General features: G+C 71.1%; 13 protein-coding genes. 5 read left to right on the top strand and 8 right to left on the bottom strand.

The features are described from left to right. Positions 1 to 5: 5 nt before the first annotated feature. Positions 6 to 422 carry a DUF6174 domain-containing protein gene (locus tag WMF26_RS33005; protein ID WP_061629786.1) on the bottom strand — a complete coding sequence of 139 codons (417 nt, stop codon included), beginning with the start codon at positions 420 to 422 and terminating at the stop codon, positions 6 to 8. A 62-nt stretch (positions 423 to 484) separates the two neighbouring features. Between WMF26_RS33005 and WMF26_RS33000 the strand changes: the two genes are divergently transcribed. Further along, the gene (locus WMF26_RS33000; RefSeq protein ID WP_437995962.1) at positions 485 to 1,195 is read left to right on the top strand and encodes a hypothetical protein; all 711 of its coding nucleotides are present in this window, start codon (positions 485 to 487) and stop codon (positions 1,193 to 1,195) included. A 42-nt stretch (positions 1,196 to 1,237) separates the two neighbouring features. Here the strand turns inward: WMF26_RS33000 and WMF26_RS32995 are convergent, their stop codons facing one another. Beyond that, a complete protein-coding gene (locus WMF26_RS32995; protein WP_061629784.1) occupies positions 1,238 to 1,735 on the bottom strand; it encodes a response regulator in 498 nt (165 codons plus the stop codon). Between the two features lie 14 nt (positions 1,736 to 1,749). After that, positions 1,750 to 7,158: a trifunctional serine/threonine-protein kinase/ATP-binding protein/sensor histidine kinase gene (locus WMF26_RS32990; protein WP_437995961.1), complete on the bottom strand. Its 5,409-nt coding sequence runs from the start codon at positions 7,156 to 7,158 to the stop codon at positions 1,750 to 1,752. 334 nt (positions 7,159 to 7,492) lie between these two features. Here WMF26_RS32990 and WMF26_RS32985 point away from each other — a divergent pair, with 334 nt between their 5' ends. Continuing rightward, entirely contained in the window at positions 7,493 to 9,127 is a 1,635-nt protein-coding gene (locus WMF26_RS32985) for a hypothetical protein (protein WP_437995960.1), read from the top strand. 72 nt (positions 9,128 to 9,199) lie between these two features. Here the strand turns inward: WMF26_RS32985 and WMF26_RS32980 are convergent, their stop codons facing one another. Next, complete coding sequence (locus WMF26_RS32980) at positions 9,200 to 9,655, bottom strand: DoxX family protein (protein ID WP_061624759.1); 456 nt, start codon at positions 9,653 to 9,655, stop codon at positions 9,200 to 9,202. Positions 9,656 to 9,823: 168 nt separating this feature from the next. Here WMF26_RS32980 and WMF26_RS32975 point away from each other — a divergent pair, with 168 nt between their 5' ends. Then, positions 9,824 to 10,759, top strand: coding sequence for a LysR family transcriptional regulator (locus tag WMF26_RS32975; protein WP_437332307.1), 936 nt, complete (start codon positions 9,824 to 9,826; stop codon positions 10,757 to 10,759). A gap of 37 nt (positions 10,760 to 10,796) precedes the next feature. On the opposite strand, the gene WMF26_RS32970 is transcribed toward WMF26_RS32975, so the two are convergent. Further along, complete coding sequence (locus WMF26_RS32970; protein WP_437995959.1) at positions 10,797 to 12,089, bottom strand: Gfo/Idh/MocA family protein; 1,293 nt, start codon at positions 12,087 to 12,089, stop codon at positions 10,797 to 10,799. A 118-nt stretch (positions 12,090 to 12,207) separates the two neighbouring features. Continuing rightward, the gene (locus WMF26_RS32965; protein WP_437995958.1) at positions 12,208 to 12,828 is read right to left on the bottom strand and encodes a phosphatase PAP2 family protein; all 621 of its coding nucleotides are present in this window, start codon (positions 12,826 to 12,828) and stop codon (positions 12,208 to 12,210) included. Between the two features lie 273 nt (positions 12,829 to 13,101). On the opposite strand from WMF26_RS32965, the gene WMF26_RS32960 reads away from it, so the two are divergent. Both WMF26_RS32960 and WMF26_RS32955 read left to right on the top strand, forming a co-directional pair. After that, positions 13,102 to 14,109, top strand: coding sequence for a hypothetical protein (locus WMF26_RS32960; RefSeq protein ID WP_437950126.1), 1,008 nt, complete (start codon positions 13,102 to 13,104; stop codon positions 14,107 to 14,109). Between the two features lie 263 nt (positions 14,110 to 14,372). After that, positions 14,373 to 15,788, top strand: coding sequence for an SIR2 family protein (locus tag WMF26_RS32955; protein WP_437995957.1), 1,416 nt, complete (start codon positions 14,373 to 14,375; stop codon positions 15,786 to 15,788). 106 nt (positions 15,789 to 15,894) lie between these two features. On the opposite strand, the gene WMF26_RS32950 is transcribed toward WMF26_RS32955, so the two are convergent. Both WMF26_RS32950 and WMF26_RS32945 read right to left on the bottom strand, forming a co-directional pair. Beyond that, positions 15,895 to 16,269, bottom strand: a complete 375-nt coding sequence (locus WMF26_RS32950; RefSeq protein WP_061624440.1) for a hypothetical protein — start codon at positions 16,267 to 16,269, stop codon at positions 15,895 to 15,897. Between the two features lie 146 nt (positions 16,270 to 16,415). Next, a complete protein-coding gene (locus WMF26_RS32945; RefSeq protein ID WP_061624441.1) occupies positions 16,416 to 17,450 on the bottom strand; it encodes an aspartate-semialdehyde dehydrogenase in 1,035 nt (344 codons plus the stop codon). Positions 17,451 to 17,477: the final 27 nt, after the last annotated feature.

Raw genomic sequence — 17,477 nt, 5'->3', positions numbered from 1 at the left:
GACGCCTACTCGCACGCGGCGAGGTCGACGGTGTCGGGAGCGAAGCACGTCACGCGCTCGCCGGATCCTTCTTCGCCGCAGGACACGAAATATTCACGGATGAACCCGAATTGCGGATCGAACGAGAGCTGCGAGAGCTCGCAATCCTCTGGGCTGTCCTCGGCCGCATCGAACATCCACGCGATGGGCTCGTTCACGCTCGTCAGATCGTCGACATCGGTCCAAGGCGAGTCGTCGTTGGGGAATTTCTCGCGCGCGGCGACGACCTGGCCATCCTCGACGGCCACGCGCCGGCAACCGGCGGAGAAGCCCGTCTCGCACGTCTCGACGACGTAGCTCGCGACGTGCTTGTCGTTCCACGTCTCACGTTGCTGTTCGATGCGCTCCGCGTCGCTGTCACCACACCCCGAGAGAAGGGCCATGAGAGAAACGGGAATCATGATTTTGTAGATTGCCATCATGCCGAGCCGTGAGTGCAACGCTCGTGCCTGAGCGACTGTGCCACCGGCGCCCCGAGGATCCCCGCGGAAACCCGCGCGATGGCACACCCGCCAGCTCCTCCGCGACGGTCCTGTCGCCCTCACGGCGCGGCGCGCTCGTCGGCGTCGAGATCGTGCGCGCCGAGCAGGGAGACGGCGCCTTCTCCAGGTTGCAAGCGAGCGCCGGGCGGCCGATCCTGCGGGAGGCGGGTATGACCTTCAAGGCGTGTGTCCAGCATCTGGAGCTCGGCTCTCTCCTTCCACCGAGGCCCGCCTGGGAGGTGGAGGCCGACGCGAACGGTCAGCCGCTGCATCAGCGCGCTCGGCCCTCCATCGAGGTGCCCGGCCTCCAGCGCGCGATGCAGTTCTTTCGTACGCTCGTCTGCTCCACGCCGGACGGGAGGGCCGCCGAGCACCTCATCCTCGAGGCGACCGATCCACATTTCAGCGAGCGGCGCCTCGTCTCCTTGACTCCCTTGCTGGCTGACTTCGCCGGGAGCGCGTCGCTGTCTTTGCTCGTGATCAGCCGGACCGGATGGGCCAAGGTGTTCCCTGGGCCAGCCGCGCCATCGATCGCGATCGCGGTCGCGGCGGTGAAGAGCTGCTACGGGTGGGACGAGAGCGAGCCGATCGTCGTGAAGGCCGGCCGCCTGAGCTACGCCGTGAGCGGGCCGTCGGACGGCTGTGCATGGAGCGCCGAGCTCTCGGCGGTGTGACCTGCCGTCGGCCCGAGCGGCCGCCGGGAGGCGTCGCCCCGGTCAGTGGTCGTCCGGGGGCATGATCCCGCGCACCAGCCTCTGCGCGCTCGCCATGCTGGAGACCACGCTGTGGTGCTGCACGGCCTTTTCGACCGCCGCCTTGAGCCCCGACACGTCGCCGTTCTTGTCGAAATAGCCGAACGCCTTGTGGGTCGAGAGCAGGTCTTGCTTCTCGAGGATGTCCTGGAACGCGGTGTAGAAGATGATGGGCACCTTCGGGTACAGCGCCTTGATCTTCAGGTAGGCGGTGAGCCCGTCGATCCCCGGCATGCGGATGTCCAGGATGACCAGGCTGGTCATCTCCGTCACGCCGGCGATGCCCTCCTGAGCGTTCGCGTACAGGCGCACGTCGTAGTCGTGCCGCAGCGTGAACGCGAGCGCGGACCGCATCCTCGGGTCGTCGTCGATCACGACCACGATCGGCCGCTCCTTCTGCGGCTCCTCCGGCGTGACGTCCGAGGCTCCGCGAAAGCGCCTGGTGAATTTCGCCGTTGTCATCTTGGCGCCCCCTTTCAGTTCCCGGCGAGGTTGAGCTCGATCCGGCCAGCGGCGGCGCTGGCCGGCTGCGGCTGTCCGCGCGGCACCGCGCGCGGGAGCCGGACGACGAACGTCGTGCCGCGCCCCGCGTCGCTGTCGACGTCGATGGTCCCGCCATACATCGCGACGATGCGAGAGACGAAGCTGAGCCCCAGGCCCACGCCGGTCGTCGGCTTCGTCGAGAAGAACGGCTGGAAGATCTTCGCGAGGTTGTCGGGGGAGATGCCGTCCGCGTTGTCGCTGACGGTGAGGACCTGGAAATCCCCCTCCTCGGCCGTCTCGATCCGCACCCGCCGCCCGCGGCCGTCGTCGACAAGGAGCAGCGCGTCGCGCGCATTCAAGACGATGTTGTTCACGATGGAGTCGAAGTGCGACTCGTGCCCCACGACCGCCGAGCCGCCCCGCAGCTCGAGCTCGACCGACACGCCCTGGCGCGCGAACTCGTCGCGGTGCCGCGCCGCGACCGACTCGACGATGCGGCGGAGGCTCACGACCTCGTTGCCGGCGAGCGCGACGCCGAGCTTCGAGTACTCCAGGATGCTGTTCGTGACGCTCAGCGCGCGCGCCGTGCAGTCGCCCACCATGCAGAGCACGCTGTCCAGCGTCTCCTCGGCCTCCTCGATGTCGCCCAGCCGGGCCAGGACCGAGCCGAGCTTCCCGTCGGGGATGTCGTCCTTGAGCAGGTCGAAGAGCTCGCCGAGCCGGGCCGCGTTCTTCGCGCACACCGTCTCGCCGCCCTGGGTCACGGTCCCGAGCACCATCGCGGCCCCCGAGAGGGCGTTGCGCATCTCGTGCGCGAAGCCGCCCGCCATCTGGTTCTCGACCGCCTCCCGCTCCAGCCGGACGATGGTCTCGTGGGCCTCCTCGAGCTCCGCCGTGCGCTCGCGGACCTTCTGCTCCACGCCCGTGTAGAGCTTCGCGTTCTCGATGGATATCGCCATCTGCGAGGACAGCATCGTGAGGAGCTCCAGCCTGTCCTGGGTGAACGTGCCGGTCGCCGTATTGTTCTCCAGGTAGATCGCCCCGTACAGGTCGTTATGGTGGATGATCGGCGTGCAGAGCACCGATCTCGGGCGGCGCTGCGCGACGTAATCGTCGCGCTGGAACTGCCGGTCCGCGGAGGCGTCGGCGAGGACGACGCTCTGGCCGGTCCGCGCGACGTACTGCACGATCCCGGCCGAGACGAGCGGGCAATCGTCGGACACGGTCTGGGTGAGGGGCAGCCCCGGGAAGCGCGCGTCCTCACGGCCGTCGGTCCAGTCGACCTCGGCCTCGACCCGCAGGCCGTCGCTCTCCCGGAGCACGAGGCAGCCGCGCTGGGCGCCGGCGTTCTCCATGGCGACCGCCATGAGCTTGATGAGGAGCCGGTCGAGCACGATCTCCCCGGAGATCGCCTGCGCGGCCTTCAGCACCGTCCGCAGATCGAGGCGGGAGGCGCCGAGCGAGGTCGTCGTGACGAACGTCCGCGAGGGCGCGACCTCCGTCGACCGCTGCGAGAGCGGCTCGCGCGGGGCGAGCTGCGGATACCGCTCCTGGAGATCCTGCGTCTTGCGGACGGCGCCCCAGAGGTTGTAGTGATAACAAGCGTCCGCGAGATACACGCGCGCGAGCTTCTCCTTGCCCTGCGCGAGCCAGAACCGGCCCGCGAGCTCGCAGGCCACCGCGGCCTCGTTCACGTAATCGTGCTCCGACGCCGACGCGATGGCGCGGTCGTACAGGTCGAGCGCCTCGGCCACGCGGCCGTCGATCCGCGCGAGCTCGGCCTCCACGAGCAGGACCCTGTGCAGGAAGTTGCTGGCGCACGTCTCGGACAGGGCCTTGAGCTTCGCCTGGTTCTCCGACACCTTGGCGCGGTAGCGCTCCTTGTCCTCCGGCGAGGCCGCCGGATAGAGCGCGATCATGGCGAGGGAGTAATAGAAGTTGTGCAGCGGCGTGAACACCTTGCCCGTGCTCGCGCCGAGGGTCGGCTCGGTCTCGGCGGCGTGCTTGTACGCGAGCTCGTAGTCGCCGAAGACGAAATAGAGCATCGCCTGCGCCGTGTGGATGTAATTGACGGTGTTGAAGTTCTTCGTCGCGTACAGGCCGGGGAGCACCTGCTCGGCGTCGAAGAACTCCCCCTTGATCTTGGCCGCGTGCTCGGACCTGCCGGTGAGATTCCGGATCGCCTGGCGCCACACGCTGAGCTGGTTGATGACCTGCTCTTGCTTGAACTTGAAGACCTCCTCGATGTACCGCTCGAACGTCGACTCGAGCTCGAGGAGGTTCTGCCCGGAGACGGCGCCGCAGACGAAGGCGTTGATGAGGCAGTACGCGGCGCTCTCCGCGTCGCCGTTCTCGGCGTAGCTCAGGTATCCCTCGATGAGCGGCGCCTGGCTCTCGCGCGCGGGACGGTAGAAGTGCCGCGAGAGCCCGTAATAGAAGTTGTAGACGCTCGCCTTGTAGAGCGGCTCGTCCCGGCGCCGGTGCGCCTCGATCGCCAGCTCGCCGAACCGGGAGCCCGTCGCGATGTCGCCCACGCCGGCGTTGACGAGGACGCTGAACGCCGCGAACGCATAGGGCGCGAGCGGCGACTCGCCGTGATCCATCGTCAGGTCGAGCGCGCGGCAGATGAAGAGCCCGAGCATCTCCGGCGCGGCGAAGTACGACGCGTGGATCGCGCGCCGGAGGATCACGAGCGCCGCCTGCTTCGGGGCCGCCGTCATCGGCGGGAGCCGGCCGAGGCGCTCGAAGCCGAGCTCGGCGACCTGCTTCGTCGTCTTCGTGTAGGCGTCGAGGAAGTCCTGCATGCCGGGGCTCGCGGGGAACGTCTCGCCGAGCTGCGCGAGCGCCTCCACGGCGGTGTCCACGGCCTTCCGGAACTCGGCCTGGGTGTGGTGATAGAGGATGAGGAGCTGGTAGAGCTTGCTCCTGTCGATGACGTCGCGGATCTCGCTGAGCGCCGCGTCCACGAGCCCCTTCATGGCGCCGAAGTCGGCGTTCATGCACGCGGCCTCGGCGGCGCCGACGTGGAGCGCGCTCGTCAGCGCGTGGTCGCTCCGCCAGGCGCCCGCGGGCAGCAGCGCGAGGCCCTCGGCGAAGTACCCGCGCGCGGCGTCGAAGGCGGCGGACAGCAGCGCGCGCCGGCCCGCGAGGAGGTTCAGCTCCGCGAGGCGCCGGCGCTCGGCGGCGTCGCTCAGGCGGTCGGCGCCGCGGTTCAGGTGGTGGACGATGTCGAAGACCTCCTCCTCCGGGGCGCGCCCGCCGAGGCTCCGCAGGAGGAGCCGGCCGATGTCGGCGTGCAGGCCGCCGCGCTCGCCCTCGTCGACCATGGCGTAGGCCGCCTGCTGGACGCGATCGTGGAGGAACCTGTAGTCCGGGAAGACGAGCGGCGCGGCGAGGTCGTCGGGGATCGCGGGCTCCATCGGGGACAGCGGGACGATGAGGCCCTCGTGCAGCGCGGGCAGGAGGCGCTGGTGGGCGTCGCCGCGCGTCGCCTCGAGGATGACGGCGAGCCTGCCCAGGTCGAAGCGGTTGCCGAGGCACGACGCGGACATGAGCGCGCGCTGCGTGTCCGCGGGGAGCCCGCGGAGCTTGTCGATCATCAGCTCGACGACGTTGTCGGTGATGTTCCTCGACTCGATGTGCTCGACGTCCCACGTCCACGCCGCGCCGCCGGCGTCGTACCGCAGGCACCCGGTCTGGTGCAGCGTGCGGAGGAACTCGTTGACGAAGAACGGGTTGCCGCCCGTCTTCCGGGCGACCAGCGCGGCGAGCGGCATGACCGCCGCGGCGTCGGCGCGCAGCGCGTCCGCGAGCATCCGGCAGACCATCTCGGTGCTGAGCGGCCCCGGGGCGATCTCGTTCACGATCGCCCCTTCGCGCCGCAGGGACGCGAGCGCGGTCGAGAGCGGGTGAGCGGCGCCGACCTCGTTGTCCCGGTAGGCGCCGATCACGAGCAGTCCGCGCAGCCCGGCGTCCGTCAACAGGAGCTCGATGACCCGGAGCGACGCCGCGTCGGCCCACTGGAGGTCGTCGAGGAAGACGGCGAGCGGGCGCTCGGCGTCGCAGAACACGCGGACGAAGTTCTGGAGGACGCGGACGAAGCGGTTCTGGGACTCGGCGGGCCCGAGCGCCTGGACGGGCGGCTGCTCGCCCACGACGAGCTCGATCTCCGGGATCACGTCGACGAGGACCTGCCCGTTCACCCCGAGCGCCGCCTTGATCTTCGAGCGCCACTCCGCGAACTGCGCCTCGGGCTCGGCGACGATCTGCCGCACGAGGTCCCGGAACGCGCTGGTGATCGCGGTGTACGGGGTGCTCCGCTTGAGCTGGTCGTACTTGCCGGCGACGAAGTACCCGCGCACCTCGGTGATCGGCTTGTACAGCTCGTGCGCCAGCGCGGACTTGCCGACCCCCGAGTACCCGGCGATGAGCATCAGCTCGGTGCCGCCCCGCGCGACGCGGCCGAACGCCTCGAGCAGCGCCTTCACCTCGCTGGTCCGCCCGTAGAGCTGCTGCGGGATGCGGAGGTCGCCGGAGGCGTCGGCGCGGCCCAGCGGGAACGGGGCGATCTCGCCCGCGGTGTCGAGGCGGCTCTGGCACGCTTCCAGGTCGTGGAGGAGGCCCGCGGTGCTCTGGTAACGGTCCTCGGCCGTCTTGGCCATGAGCTTCATCACGATGTCCGACAGGGCCTCTGGCACGCTCGGGCACCGCGCGCGCGGCGGGGCGGGGTCGCGCGCGATGTGGCAGTGCACGAGCTCCATGGCGTCCTTCGCGTCGAAGGGCGGCGCGCCCGTGAGGAGCTCGTAGAAGGTGGCGCCGAGCGCGTAGAGATCGGTGCGATGGTCGAGCGACCGGTTCATGCGACCGGTCTGCTCTGGGGAGATGTAGGCGAGCGTCCCTTCGATCACCGCGGGGCTCGTGATCGACAGCTCTTCCCGCGAGAGCCGCGTCGAGATGCCGAAGTCGATGATCTTGACGGTTCCGGTCTCGCGGTTGAAAACGATATTGGACGGATTGATATCCTTGTGTATAATTCTGCTCCCGTGGACATCGCGGAGGGCGCGCGTGATCGCGATGGCGAGCAGGAGGAATGCCGCGGTGTCGAACCTGCCTCTTTGCAGGTGGTGCGCCAGCGCGTGGCCGCCGAAATCCTCGAGGACGAGGAGGAGCCCCTTCTCGTGCCGGCAGAGGTCGAGCGCCCGGACGACGCCCGGCGCTTCCAGGTTGCGGAGCACGGCGTATTCATGCTTGTAGCGCGTGAGCTCCGTCGGGCTGGGATAGTCTGAGCGCAGCAGCTTGAGGACGACCGGGCGCCCGTCGCCGGCGCGCCGGCCCCGGTAAACGACCGAGTTTTCGCTCTCGTAGATCTTGGCGATCGCCTGATAACCCGAGATCGTCAGCATCGCTCCCCTCGACGGACGTGGACGTATTCTGGCGCCGTTCGAAGCACGGACGGCCCACGGCGCGGCGTGACCGGCAGTGGTTGTGTCCGGGATGATACCACGACGACACTTTGTGGCGGACGAATCTCGCTGTGGGGTGTGCGTGGATGTCTGTCGTGGATGCCTGTTCTGGTCCCAGGTGTTGCGGCGGTATCCAGGTCGGCGACGTCTCCGGACAGGCGCCCGGAGGCCCGAGGGCGATGCGCCGAGCGCAGCGGAGGGCCCGCCCACATCGGCCGACATGCTCCCTATGGAATGCTTGCGGCGCAAAGCATCCGAGAAGTAGCTTGATGCCATGTCGACGAGATGCGTGGGAGTCGCCTGGTCGCTGATGTTCGCCACCTTGACCGCGGGCTGCACGGGAGAGTCGGGATCGGCGGCGAGCGGCGGGACCGGAGCGTCGAGCGCGAGCGGCGGAGGCGCCGGAGCGTCGAGCGCGAGCGGCGGTGGAGCGTCGAGCGCTAGCGGCGGTGGGGCCGGAGCGTCGAGCGCGAGCGGCGGTGGAGCCGGAGCGTCGAGCGCGAGCGGCGGCGGGGCCGGAGCGTCGAGCGCGAGCGGCGGCGGCGGCGGAGCGTCGAGCGCGAGCGGCGGCGGCGGTGGAGCGTCGAGCGCGAGCGGCGGCGGCGGAGCGTCGAGCGCGAGCGGCGGCGGCGCGGGCGGCGATCCGGGCCCGGGCGCGTGCGCCGTCACGCGGGACCGAATCCGCATCACCGAGGTCGACGTCGGAGTCCGCGTGATCAACAACGAGGACGAGGCCGCGCTGAAGCCGCTCGTCATCTCGCCGATACCGTCCGAATCGGGCGGCTCGCGCCTCGCGTGGATGAGCGACGACGATCGGGTCCACGTCGTGGAGCTCGACGCGGACGACCAGGCCGTGGGCCCCTCGTTCGGCTTGCCGGCGAACGATTTCTCCGACCTGTACGCCGACGCCGAGGGCGGCGTGCTGCTGCTCACCCGCGACGCCGAGGGCGGTGGGACGTTGAACTGCGGCGCGCCGGAGAACCTGTGCGGCACGCCGCCGTCCCCGCCGATCCCCTGTCACGACATGTACATGGTCCGCTTCGACGGCGCGCTCGAGACCTGGGCGACCAAGCTCACCAGCTCGAGCGCCGCCCTGCCGCCGTACTCGACCGGCCCCACCGGCCCGAACGTGTACATGATCTGGTGGTACGCGCACCACGGCCGCATCGCCTTCGACGGCTCGCACTACGCCGGCTACTTCGGCGCCGCGATCAGCGTCTCGCAAGGGGGGTGCATCAACATCCATCAGGGCGATCGCATGCAGGTGGTCGACGCGCGCGGGGCGCTCCAGAGAGGCGGCTTCGACTGGGGCTGCAGCCACAGCGGCTACGAGCGCATCCTCTGGGACGAGAGCGCCCGGAAGTTCGTGACGGTGTGCAAGACCGACAACGGCAACCGCATCGCGTTCGCGCCCGATTACAAGACCATCTATCCGGTCGATCTCGCCTACTCGAACCTGGGGAACCTCGTCGCGGCGTCCGGCGGCGGCTACTGGCTCACGGCGAGCAACATCCGCCCGGGCCAGCCGGCGGGCTCGAACGGGCTCGCGGACGTGCGGCTGCTCCACTTCACGGGCGGCGCCGCGGACAAGGACCTCGTCATCGCCAGCGAGCCGGGCCTGAACCACCGGGCGCCGCACCTGGCCGCCTACGGCGGCTCCCGCATGCTCGCGGCCTGGGAGACCACCTCGCGCGCCGGCGACATCGCGCGCAACGACCCGGAGCGCACGCTGTACGTGCAGACGCGCGATCGCGCCACCGGCGAGGCCGAAGGCGAGCCGATCGAGGTCGACCTGCTCGGCAATCGATACCAGGATTTCGTCGCCTTTCCCGACGGGAGCGTGGCTGTCGCGGCGCCCGGCAGCGCGAGCACCAGGATCCGGGTGCTGCGCATCTTGCCCTGCGAGTAGCGCGCCCGCGCGACGCGCGCCCTCGTCGGACGTCGCCGCGCAGGCGTCGGACGCGCCGCGCAGGCCTGCGGCTCAGGCGGCGCTCTCGACGGGCCGGAGCTTGCCGCGCTCGACGCCGGCGCTCGCCGGGGCGCCGGCGTCGACGCGCGCGGCGAGCATCGGGCGGAACGCCGCGCGGTACGCGAAGGCGAGGTAGACCTCGAGGGCGAGGACGAGCCAGGCGACGGGGTTCGGCGGCGTCAGGAAGGTGTGGAAGGCGACGATGTTCACCACGATGGGCGCGAGCAGCGCCAGCGCCAGCGGGACGTAACGGTTCGAGAGCAAGAGGGCGCCCGCGACGACCTCGGTCCCCTTGATCAACGGGAACATGTAGCCGGTCGCGGCCAGCGCGGCCGCGAAGCGGCCGGCGGCCTCCGGCGCCGGCGGTTGCGGCAAGAACTGCAAGAAGCCGTTGAGCCCGAAGACGAAGAACACGAGCCCAAGGAGGATGCGGGCGGCGGAGGGGGCGAAACGCTTGACGGTGTTCATGACAGAGCCTCGCTGAGGTGAGGCGGGCCCTCCCGCTCGGAGCGCCCGCCCCCTTTCTATGGGCGCTCGCCGAGACCGGTGCTATCGTGCAACGGCTCAACGCAGCGTTGCGCCTGCGCAACCTGGCGCGAGCGAGCGACGACGCCGAAACCCCCGTGAGGTCCCTCGATGTCCAGCCCCCGCGCGGCCGCCCGCGCGCAATCGCACAGGGCGCCCCAGCTCGACGAGATCGCCGCGTTCGCCAAGGTGGCGGAGCTCGGCTCGTTCACGGCCGCCGCCGCGCAGCTCGGGGTCCCGAAGTCGACGGTGAGCCGCGCGGTGACGCGGCTGGAGGAGGGCCTCAAGGTGCGGCTCCTCCACAGGTCGCCGCGCGCGGTCGCGCTGACCGACGCGGGCCGCCGCTTCTTCGGCGACGTGGCGCCGCACATCGCCGGCCTCCGCGACGCGGCGCTGGCGCTCGACGCCTACCAGGGCCAGCCGCAGGGGCTGATCCGGCTCAGCGCGCCTCCCGACGGCGGCGAGTCCTTCGTGGGCGACCTGCTCGTCGATTTCTGCGCGCGCTATCCGCTGCTCTCCGTGGAGGTCGACCTCTCCTCTCGCCAGGTCGACCTGCTCCGCGAGGGCTTCGATCTCGCGATCCGCGCGACGCGCGAGCTCCCGGACTCCTCGCTGGTCGCGCGCAAGCTGTTCGACTCCGACGTGCAGCTCTTCGCGGCGCCCTCGTACCTCGCGCGCCGCGGCCTGCCGCGCGCGATCGACGACCTGGTGGACCACGAGCGGGTGGTGTTCCTCCCGAGCTCCCGGCGCGGCCAGTGGCCGGTCGGCGACGCGCGCTCGGTGCGCGACGCGCTGTCGACCGGGCGCATCGCCACCGACAACTTCCAGCTCATCCGCTCGGTGCTCCGCGCGGGCGGCGGCATCGGGCCGCTCCCGCGCGTCCTCGCCGCGCCCGACCTGGCGAGCGGGCGCCTCGTCCACGTGCTGCCCGAGTGGTCGCAGCGCGCGGGGACCGCGTACCTCGTCTATCCGAGCGCGCGGCACGTGGCGCGGAACGTGGCCGTGTTCCGCGACTTCGCCCTCGCCTGGGTAAAGCGGCTCGCGTGAGCGGGGCGGCCGCGCGGCGGCTCGCGGCCAACGTGCCTTATCCCTCTTCCGGAGGCGGCCCACGGAAGGCGTCGAGCCCGGCGACCGGCTCGAGCTTCACCGGGCGCCCCTCGCGCGCCGAGGCGTAGATGGCCTCGATGAGGCGCATGTCCTGCAGCCCCTCTTCGCCCGGCGTGTGCGGCTGCTTGTCGTCGAGCACGCACCGGGAGAAGTGGTCCATCTCCAGGGCGAAATGGTTCTTCTCGGGGAGCTTCCACTCGCTCGCGTCCTCGATCGGGCTGTCGGGCATCTTGCGCGACACGCGGATGCGGAGGCCCTGATACGGGAACGCCGGGTCCATCTCCGCCCAGCCCTCGGGCCCCATGACGCGGAAGCGCTTCGACTGGTGGCAGCTGTAGCTCGTCGAGCAGACCGCGCGCGCCCCGCTCGGGAACCGCAGGAGGAAGTCGACGGTCTCGTCGACCTCGCGGAAGCGCGGATCGTCGGGCGTGCTGTAGGCGGACCCGATCACCTCGATCGGCTCCTCTCCCGTGAGGTAGCGCGTCGCGTTCAGGCAGTAGATCCCGATATCCGGGAGCGCACCGCCCCCGGCCAGGGCCCGCTTCAGGCGCCACTGGTTGGGATCGCCCTGGTGCTGGGCGTTCACCGCCGTGATCGTCTTGATCGGGCCGAGCGCCTTCGACCGGCAGAGGCGGATCACCTCGCGGTGATGGGGCTCGTACTGGAGGCGATAGGCGACCATCAGCTTGCGGTTCGCCTTCTTGCACGCGTCGATCATCTCCACGCACTCGGCCGAGGTGTTGGCCATCGGCTTCTCGCAGAGCACGTGTTTGCCCGCCTGCGCCGCGCGTATCGTGTACTCGCGGTGCATGCTGTTGGGCAGCACGATGTAGACGACATCGACGGCCTTGTCGTCCTTGATGCGGTCGAACGTCTCGTAGCTGTAAACGCTCTTCGGGTCGATCCCGTACTGCCCGGCCACCTGCGCGGCCTTCTGCGCGTCTCCGCTGACGAGCGCCGTGGGCCGGGAATATTTGCACTCGCCGAACGCCGGGAGGAGCTCCTCCAGCGAGAGCCGCCCGAGACCCACGATGGCGTACCCGACGCGCTTGTCCGGGGCCAGCGGGGCCGGCATCTGCTCGGATTCGCGCTCGGTGGGCGCCATGAGGCGAGGCAGCTTGACGGCCGCGGGCCGGTCCGGAGACGCGCCCACGCCGCTCTCGGCCCTGGCGCACGCGGCGCCCAGCTTGGCCACGACGCCCGCGACCGCGACGCCGCCGGCGGTGCGCAGGAGGCCGCGGCGGGAAACCCTGTCTCGAGAACCACCCATCGAATCGCTCCTTGCCGAAGTGCCACGGGCATTCCGCCCCATGGCGTGACACGCTGACCACACGCCGCGCGGCGGCCGTCCTGGTCGCCTCACCCGCGGCGGGGCCGCCCTGGCCGCCTCACCCGCGGCGCGTGGCCTCGTAGACGCCCGCGCACGCCGTGCCGAGGGCGACGCCGGCGAGGTACCCGCCGAGCGAGTCGGTCGACCAGTGCCGGTCGAGCACCAGCCGGCCGAGGCCCGACGCCGCCGAGGCGAGCGCGAGCGGCGCCGCGATCCACGGGCCGGCGACGTCCTCGCGCACGAGCACGTAGCCGCCCGCGATCGCCACGGCGGTCGTCTCGAGCGCATGGCCGCTCGGGAAGCTCTGCTCCCAGGGCTCCTGTCGCCCCGGGGGAGGGGCGCGGTGCTTCACCGCGCGGTCGAGGAGGCGGCTCAGCGCCGCGGCCCCGAGCGAGGCGCCCGCGATCGTCAGGGCGCCGCCCGTCTTGCCCTGCCGCTGCAGCGCGCCGGCGGCGAACAGCGAGAGCGGGACGTGGACGTACCACTTGCCGAGCGGGCCCGAGAGCTCCGCCGCCCTCTTGCGCGCGCGCTTGGCGCGCCTCTTCGCCTTCTTGCGCGCGCGCTCGTCGAGATCCCACGTCTTGCGATCGGCCACGCGGTCGGCGAGCACGCCGAAGCCCAGGGCGGCGGCGGCGGCCGTACCGAGCAGGGTCGCCGCGGCGACGTCTTTCTTCCGCATCTTTGCCCTCACGCGAGCCGCTCGCCCGCCGGGGCGGCGGGCCGGCTCGATGTCCGTGCCGGGCCGCGATGCAGCGGCGATGCCACGCGGCGGCCGGGCACGCCGGAGATGGATAATGACGATACCTCTGGCGGAGCGCGCGCCGATCGGCCGCGCCGGCGCACGGCCGTGTTTCGCGGACGTCCCGGCTTGGATACGCTGTCTCGCGCGCTCGCCCGTCTCGCGCGTGGATCCGGTGCCGAGCACGCCGCTCTTCGAGGCCCCGCACCCGCCATGTACCGAACCGCTGCCACCCTGCCGCCCGAGCCGCCTCGCGAGTGGCAGCTCATCGTCGAGGCTCACCTGTACGAGCACCTCTCGGTGCCGGAGGCCTGGCTCGCCCGCGCGGGGGGCACGGTCGCGCTGCTCGTGGGCGCGCGGATGCTCGCGCCCGAGCACCACGGCGAGAACCGCGCCTGGCTGTTCGGCGATCTGCGCCGGGTGGAGGGCCAGCGGCCGCCGCTCGTCGCGCCCACCTCGTTCGGCCTGGAGCGCGTGTGCGCGCCGGGCGAGGCGGAGGCCGCGCCGCGGCACGTCGCGGTCTGCCCCTGGCCCGACGCGGCGGGCATGACGCTGGCGGGCATCGCGCGCTACCTCCCGGGGGCGCGCTTCGAGATCGGCGCGGCGGCCGAGGTCGCCGCGCAGCTCGCGCGCGTGCGGCTCGCGGTGCCGCACGCCGGCTTCACGTACGCCCGCGTCGTCGTGTTCGAGAGCGGCGAGGTGCGCGTCGCGCCGCCCCTGCCGGACACGGAGCGCTCGGCGATGCCGAGCTACACGGGGCTCGAGTACCTCGACGACCTGGGGATCGGGGGCTTCCTGCTCCAGGGCCGCGAGGGCCTCGAGCCCGGCTTCGGCGTCGCGTCGGCGCTCTTCGAGCTCGCCGTGGGCTTCGGCGAGGCGGGCGCCGTGGCGAAGCGCCAGTTCCTCGCCGCCGCGCTCACGGCGCACCCCGCGCACCCGCTGCCGTCGGACTTCGGGGTGCGGAGCCGCGAGCTCGACGCGCTCGTCGCGCGGGGCACGTCGGGCGAGGCGTCGCTCCCCGAGCTCGCGCAGGCGCTGGCCGCGCTCAGCCAGGCGCTCGACGGCGCGGCCGCGCTCGGCCGCGCCGTGCGCGCGAGCGCCACCGCGGCCGCGCCGTCGCCGCCGCACGGGCAGACGAGGGACGGGAAGCGCGTGTACATGCTGTTCCCCGACGTGCAGGCGCTGCCCGTCGGCGCCGGCTGGCCGGCGGTGGCGCCATGAAGCGGCCGCGCCGGCGCGGGGAGGGGCGCAGTCCCGCCCCGCGCACGCGGCGTGAGGGCCCCTATCGGCGGGCAGCCCACGGAAGAAGCCCACCCGAGAGGAGCCCTTCCTCGACGAGCGGCGATCGCGCATAAGGCCCCTTGCCGCAGGATGCAGAGAGGACTCTTCACGATGGGTCTCGGACCTGCCCGCCCCCCTGTCCAACCCGACGGGCGACGCTTGACCGCTCCTGTCCCAGCGTGCTGCGATGGCGGTCGACGGGCATGAGCGCAGAAGCCGATTTCCTCAAGACCTACGTGGAAGCGCTGGAGCAGGGGACGGCTGCGGCCTTCATCGGCGCGGGCCTGTCCATTGCCGCCGATTTTCCCGACTGGCGGAAGCTCCTCCGCGGGCTCGCCGGCGAGCTCGGCCTCGATGTCGACCGGGAGCACGATTTGCCAGCGGTCGCGCAGTTCTACTTGAACCGCTTTGCCAACAACCGGGGCCGGCTGGCGCAGCTCGTGCGCAGCACGTTCCGGCGGCCCGCGACGCCCACCGAGAACCACCGGCTGCTGGCGCGCCTCCCGCTCGAGCACCTCTGGACCACGAACTACGACGATCTGCTCGAGCGCGCATGGGAGCTCCAGGGCAGGCGCCTCGACGTGAAGTCGCGCAACGCCGACCTCACGACGAGCGACCCGGAGGCCCACGCGGTGCTCTACAAGATGCACGGGACGGCGTCGCAGCCGGACGAGATCGTCTTGACCACGGACGATTATGAGCGCTACCGCATGAATCGTCCCGGGTTCCTGCAGGTCCTGGGGAGCGACCTGATCACCCGCACGTTCCTCTTCCTCGGATTGAGCTTCACGGATCCCAACCTCGCGTACCTCATGGGCACCTTGCGCGCCTCGTTCGAGAGCGTGCAGCGACAGCATTTCACCATCCTGAAGCGCCCGGCCGACGACTACGACGCCAGGCGCTTCGACCATTTCACCACCGACCTCGAGCGGTATGGCGTCCGCACGGTGGTCGTCCACGACTACACCGACATCACCAGGCTCCTCGAGCGGATCGGCCGCGCGTCCGCGCAGCGCAACGTGCTCGTGTCCGGCACCTATCCGGACGACGGCGACGCGGCGGAGCGTGGCTTCATCGAGGCCGTGGCCCGCGGCGTCGGGAGGGTGATCGCTCGCCGCGGCATGAACCTCGTCTCGGGCTTCGGCAGGAGCGTCGGGAGCGGTGCGATCGTGGGTATGCTGGACGAGATCAAGGGCCGGAGCGACGTCCCCATGTCCACGCTGGGCCGTCGTCTGCTCCTGCGGCCGGTGCCGAAGGCGGCCCCGGACGGCGTCGAGCTCGGGGAGTTCAGGCGACGTTATCGGGAGGAGCTGATCGCGCAGTCGGGCGTGGTCGTCGTGATTGGCGGCCTGAAGGATGGCGCCATGTCATCGGGGGTGCTCCAGGAGTTCGAGATGGCGGTAGCCCAGCGGAAGCTCGTGCTCCCGATCGCGGCCACGGGCCACGCCGCGCGGCAGATCTACGAACGAATCCTCGCGCGGCCCAAGGATTATCTCGCGGCGGAGATGGATCTGGGGCTGTTCCGGCGCCTCGGACCAGAGGCGGATACGCTGGACGGGATCGTCGCCGCGGTCGACGCTTGCCTGGCCCCGATCGTCAACGCCGCCCCCGTGTGGTAACTGCCAGGGCGACGAGGTCTGATGCTTCGGGCATCGCCTGGGCGCAGGGCGAGGACACGCTCTACGACAGGCAGCTCATGCTCGACCAGATCTCTGGCGGTCGGAGCTAGCCGCAGCTCGGCACCTCGTCGAGGCTGAAGAAGACCTGCTTGCCCATGGATCGGGACAGCTCGACCATCTCGTCGGCGCCCTTCGAGGGGCCGCCGATCCGCAGGCAAGCGTCGCAGCGGGCGACGAGCCTGCGGGCGACGGGGTGGAAGATCTCGTTGAAGATCTCGTCGCCGATCTGGCGCGAGCCGGCGTGCTCGATGAGCGGCAGCGCGAACCACTCGCCCAGGACGGGGAGGTGGCCGGCGCGGAACAGGCGCACGGCCATGTCGTTCATCGCGCGAACGTTGGCGGCGATCAGGGCGGGGTCGTCGTTGGTGCCGGAGCGATAGGGCCCGGCGACGAGGATCATGAGCGGCTGCCCGGTCGTCATCTTCTTGAGTCCTCCAGGGGGTTTTGGCCGACAGAAATGCAGGGAGTGAGGAGCGGTGTCGGGTGGCGGGCCGTCGGCCCGCGAGATCGGGTGAGGCCGCGCCATCGCGGCCGTCGCGGCGGTTCACGCCCGTCCGGGCGCGCCGGTCACGGGGCCTGGAGGTCCTGGTCGGCGCTCTTGAACCAGCGCGTCGCGATGCGGACCGCGTTCGTGGCCGCGCCGAGCCGGAGGTTGTCGCCGACCACCGTGAGGCACACGGTCTTCCGGTCGCGGTCCCGGGCGTCCGGGCGGATCCGCCCGACCAGGGCGCGGTCGCGGTCCTGCACGCAGTGGAGCGCGCTCAGGCCCTCGCCCGCGGCGCCGGGGAGGTACTTCACGTAGGGCGACTGCGCCGGATCGCTCAGGATGCTCGCCGCGCGCTCGAGGTCCACCGGGCGCTCGAACGTCACCCACGCGTTCTCGTAATGGCCCACGGCGACCGCGACCCGGCAGCACTGCGCGGACACGCCGAGCTCCGGCATCGCCAGGATCTTGCGGCTCTCGAAGATGAGCTTCCGCTCCTCCGAGGAGAAGCCGCTCTCGTCGGTGCCGCCGTTGTGCGGGACGACGTTGCCGGCGTACCCCGACTGCTTGAACGGGAGGCCCAGCCGGTCGGCGGCCTGGTAGCCGTCGCGCGCGTCCGCGAGGAACGTGTCGAGGGCGGCGATGCCGGCGCCGCTGACCGCCTGGTAGGTGCTCACCGTGACCGCGCTGAGCCCGAACTCCCGGCGCAGGGGCGAGAGCGCGAGCGTCAGCGGGATGGTCGTGCAGTTCGGATTGGCCACGAGCCGGACCGAGTCGTCGATGATGCTCGAGTTCACCCCGGCGGCGACGAGCGGCACCTTCGGGTCGGTGCGGTACGTGTTGCTCTTGTCGATGACGCGGTAGCCGAGCTCCAGGAGCCGCGGGACGTACCGCTTGCTGTGCTCGTCATCCAGGGCGACGAACGCGAGGTCCCCGCGGGGGGCGTCCTGCGCCTCGAGCCGCGACGCGCCGAGCACCTCGTACGACTTGCCGTCGAGGGTGAGCTCCTGGTCCCGGCTCGCGAACAGGGCGAGCGTTGCGCCGGGCCAGGCCCGCGCGATGAGGGTGATGGTTTCGCGACCGACGAGGCCCGTAGCGCCGAGGATGCAGATTCGCATAGGGGCGTTCTTTACCAGACCGGGGCC

The organism is Sorangium sp. So ce185 (genome assembly GCF_051526825.1).
GTDB classification, from domain to species: domain Bacteria; phylum Myxococcota_A; class Polyangia; order Polyangiales; family Polyangiaceae; genus Sorangium; species Sorangium cellulosum_D.
Note: the sequence above shows the minus strand (reverse complement) of the source record. Positions and strands in the feature narration are given on the sequence as shown.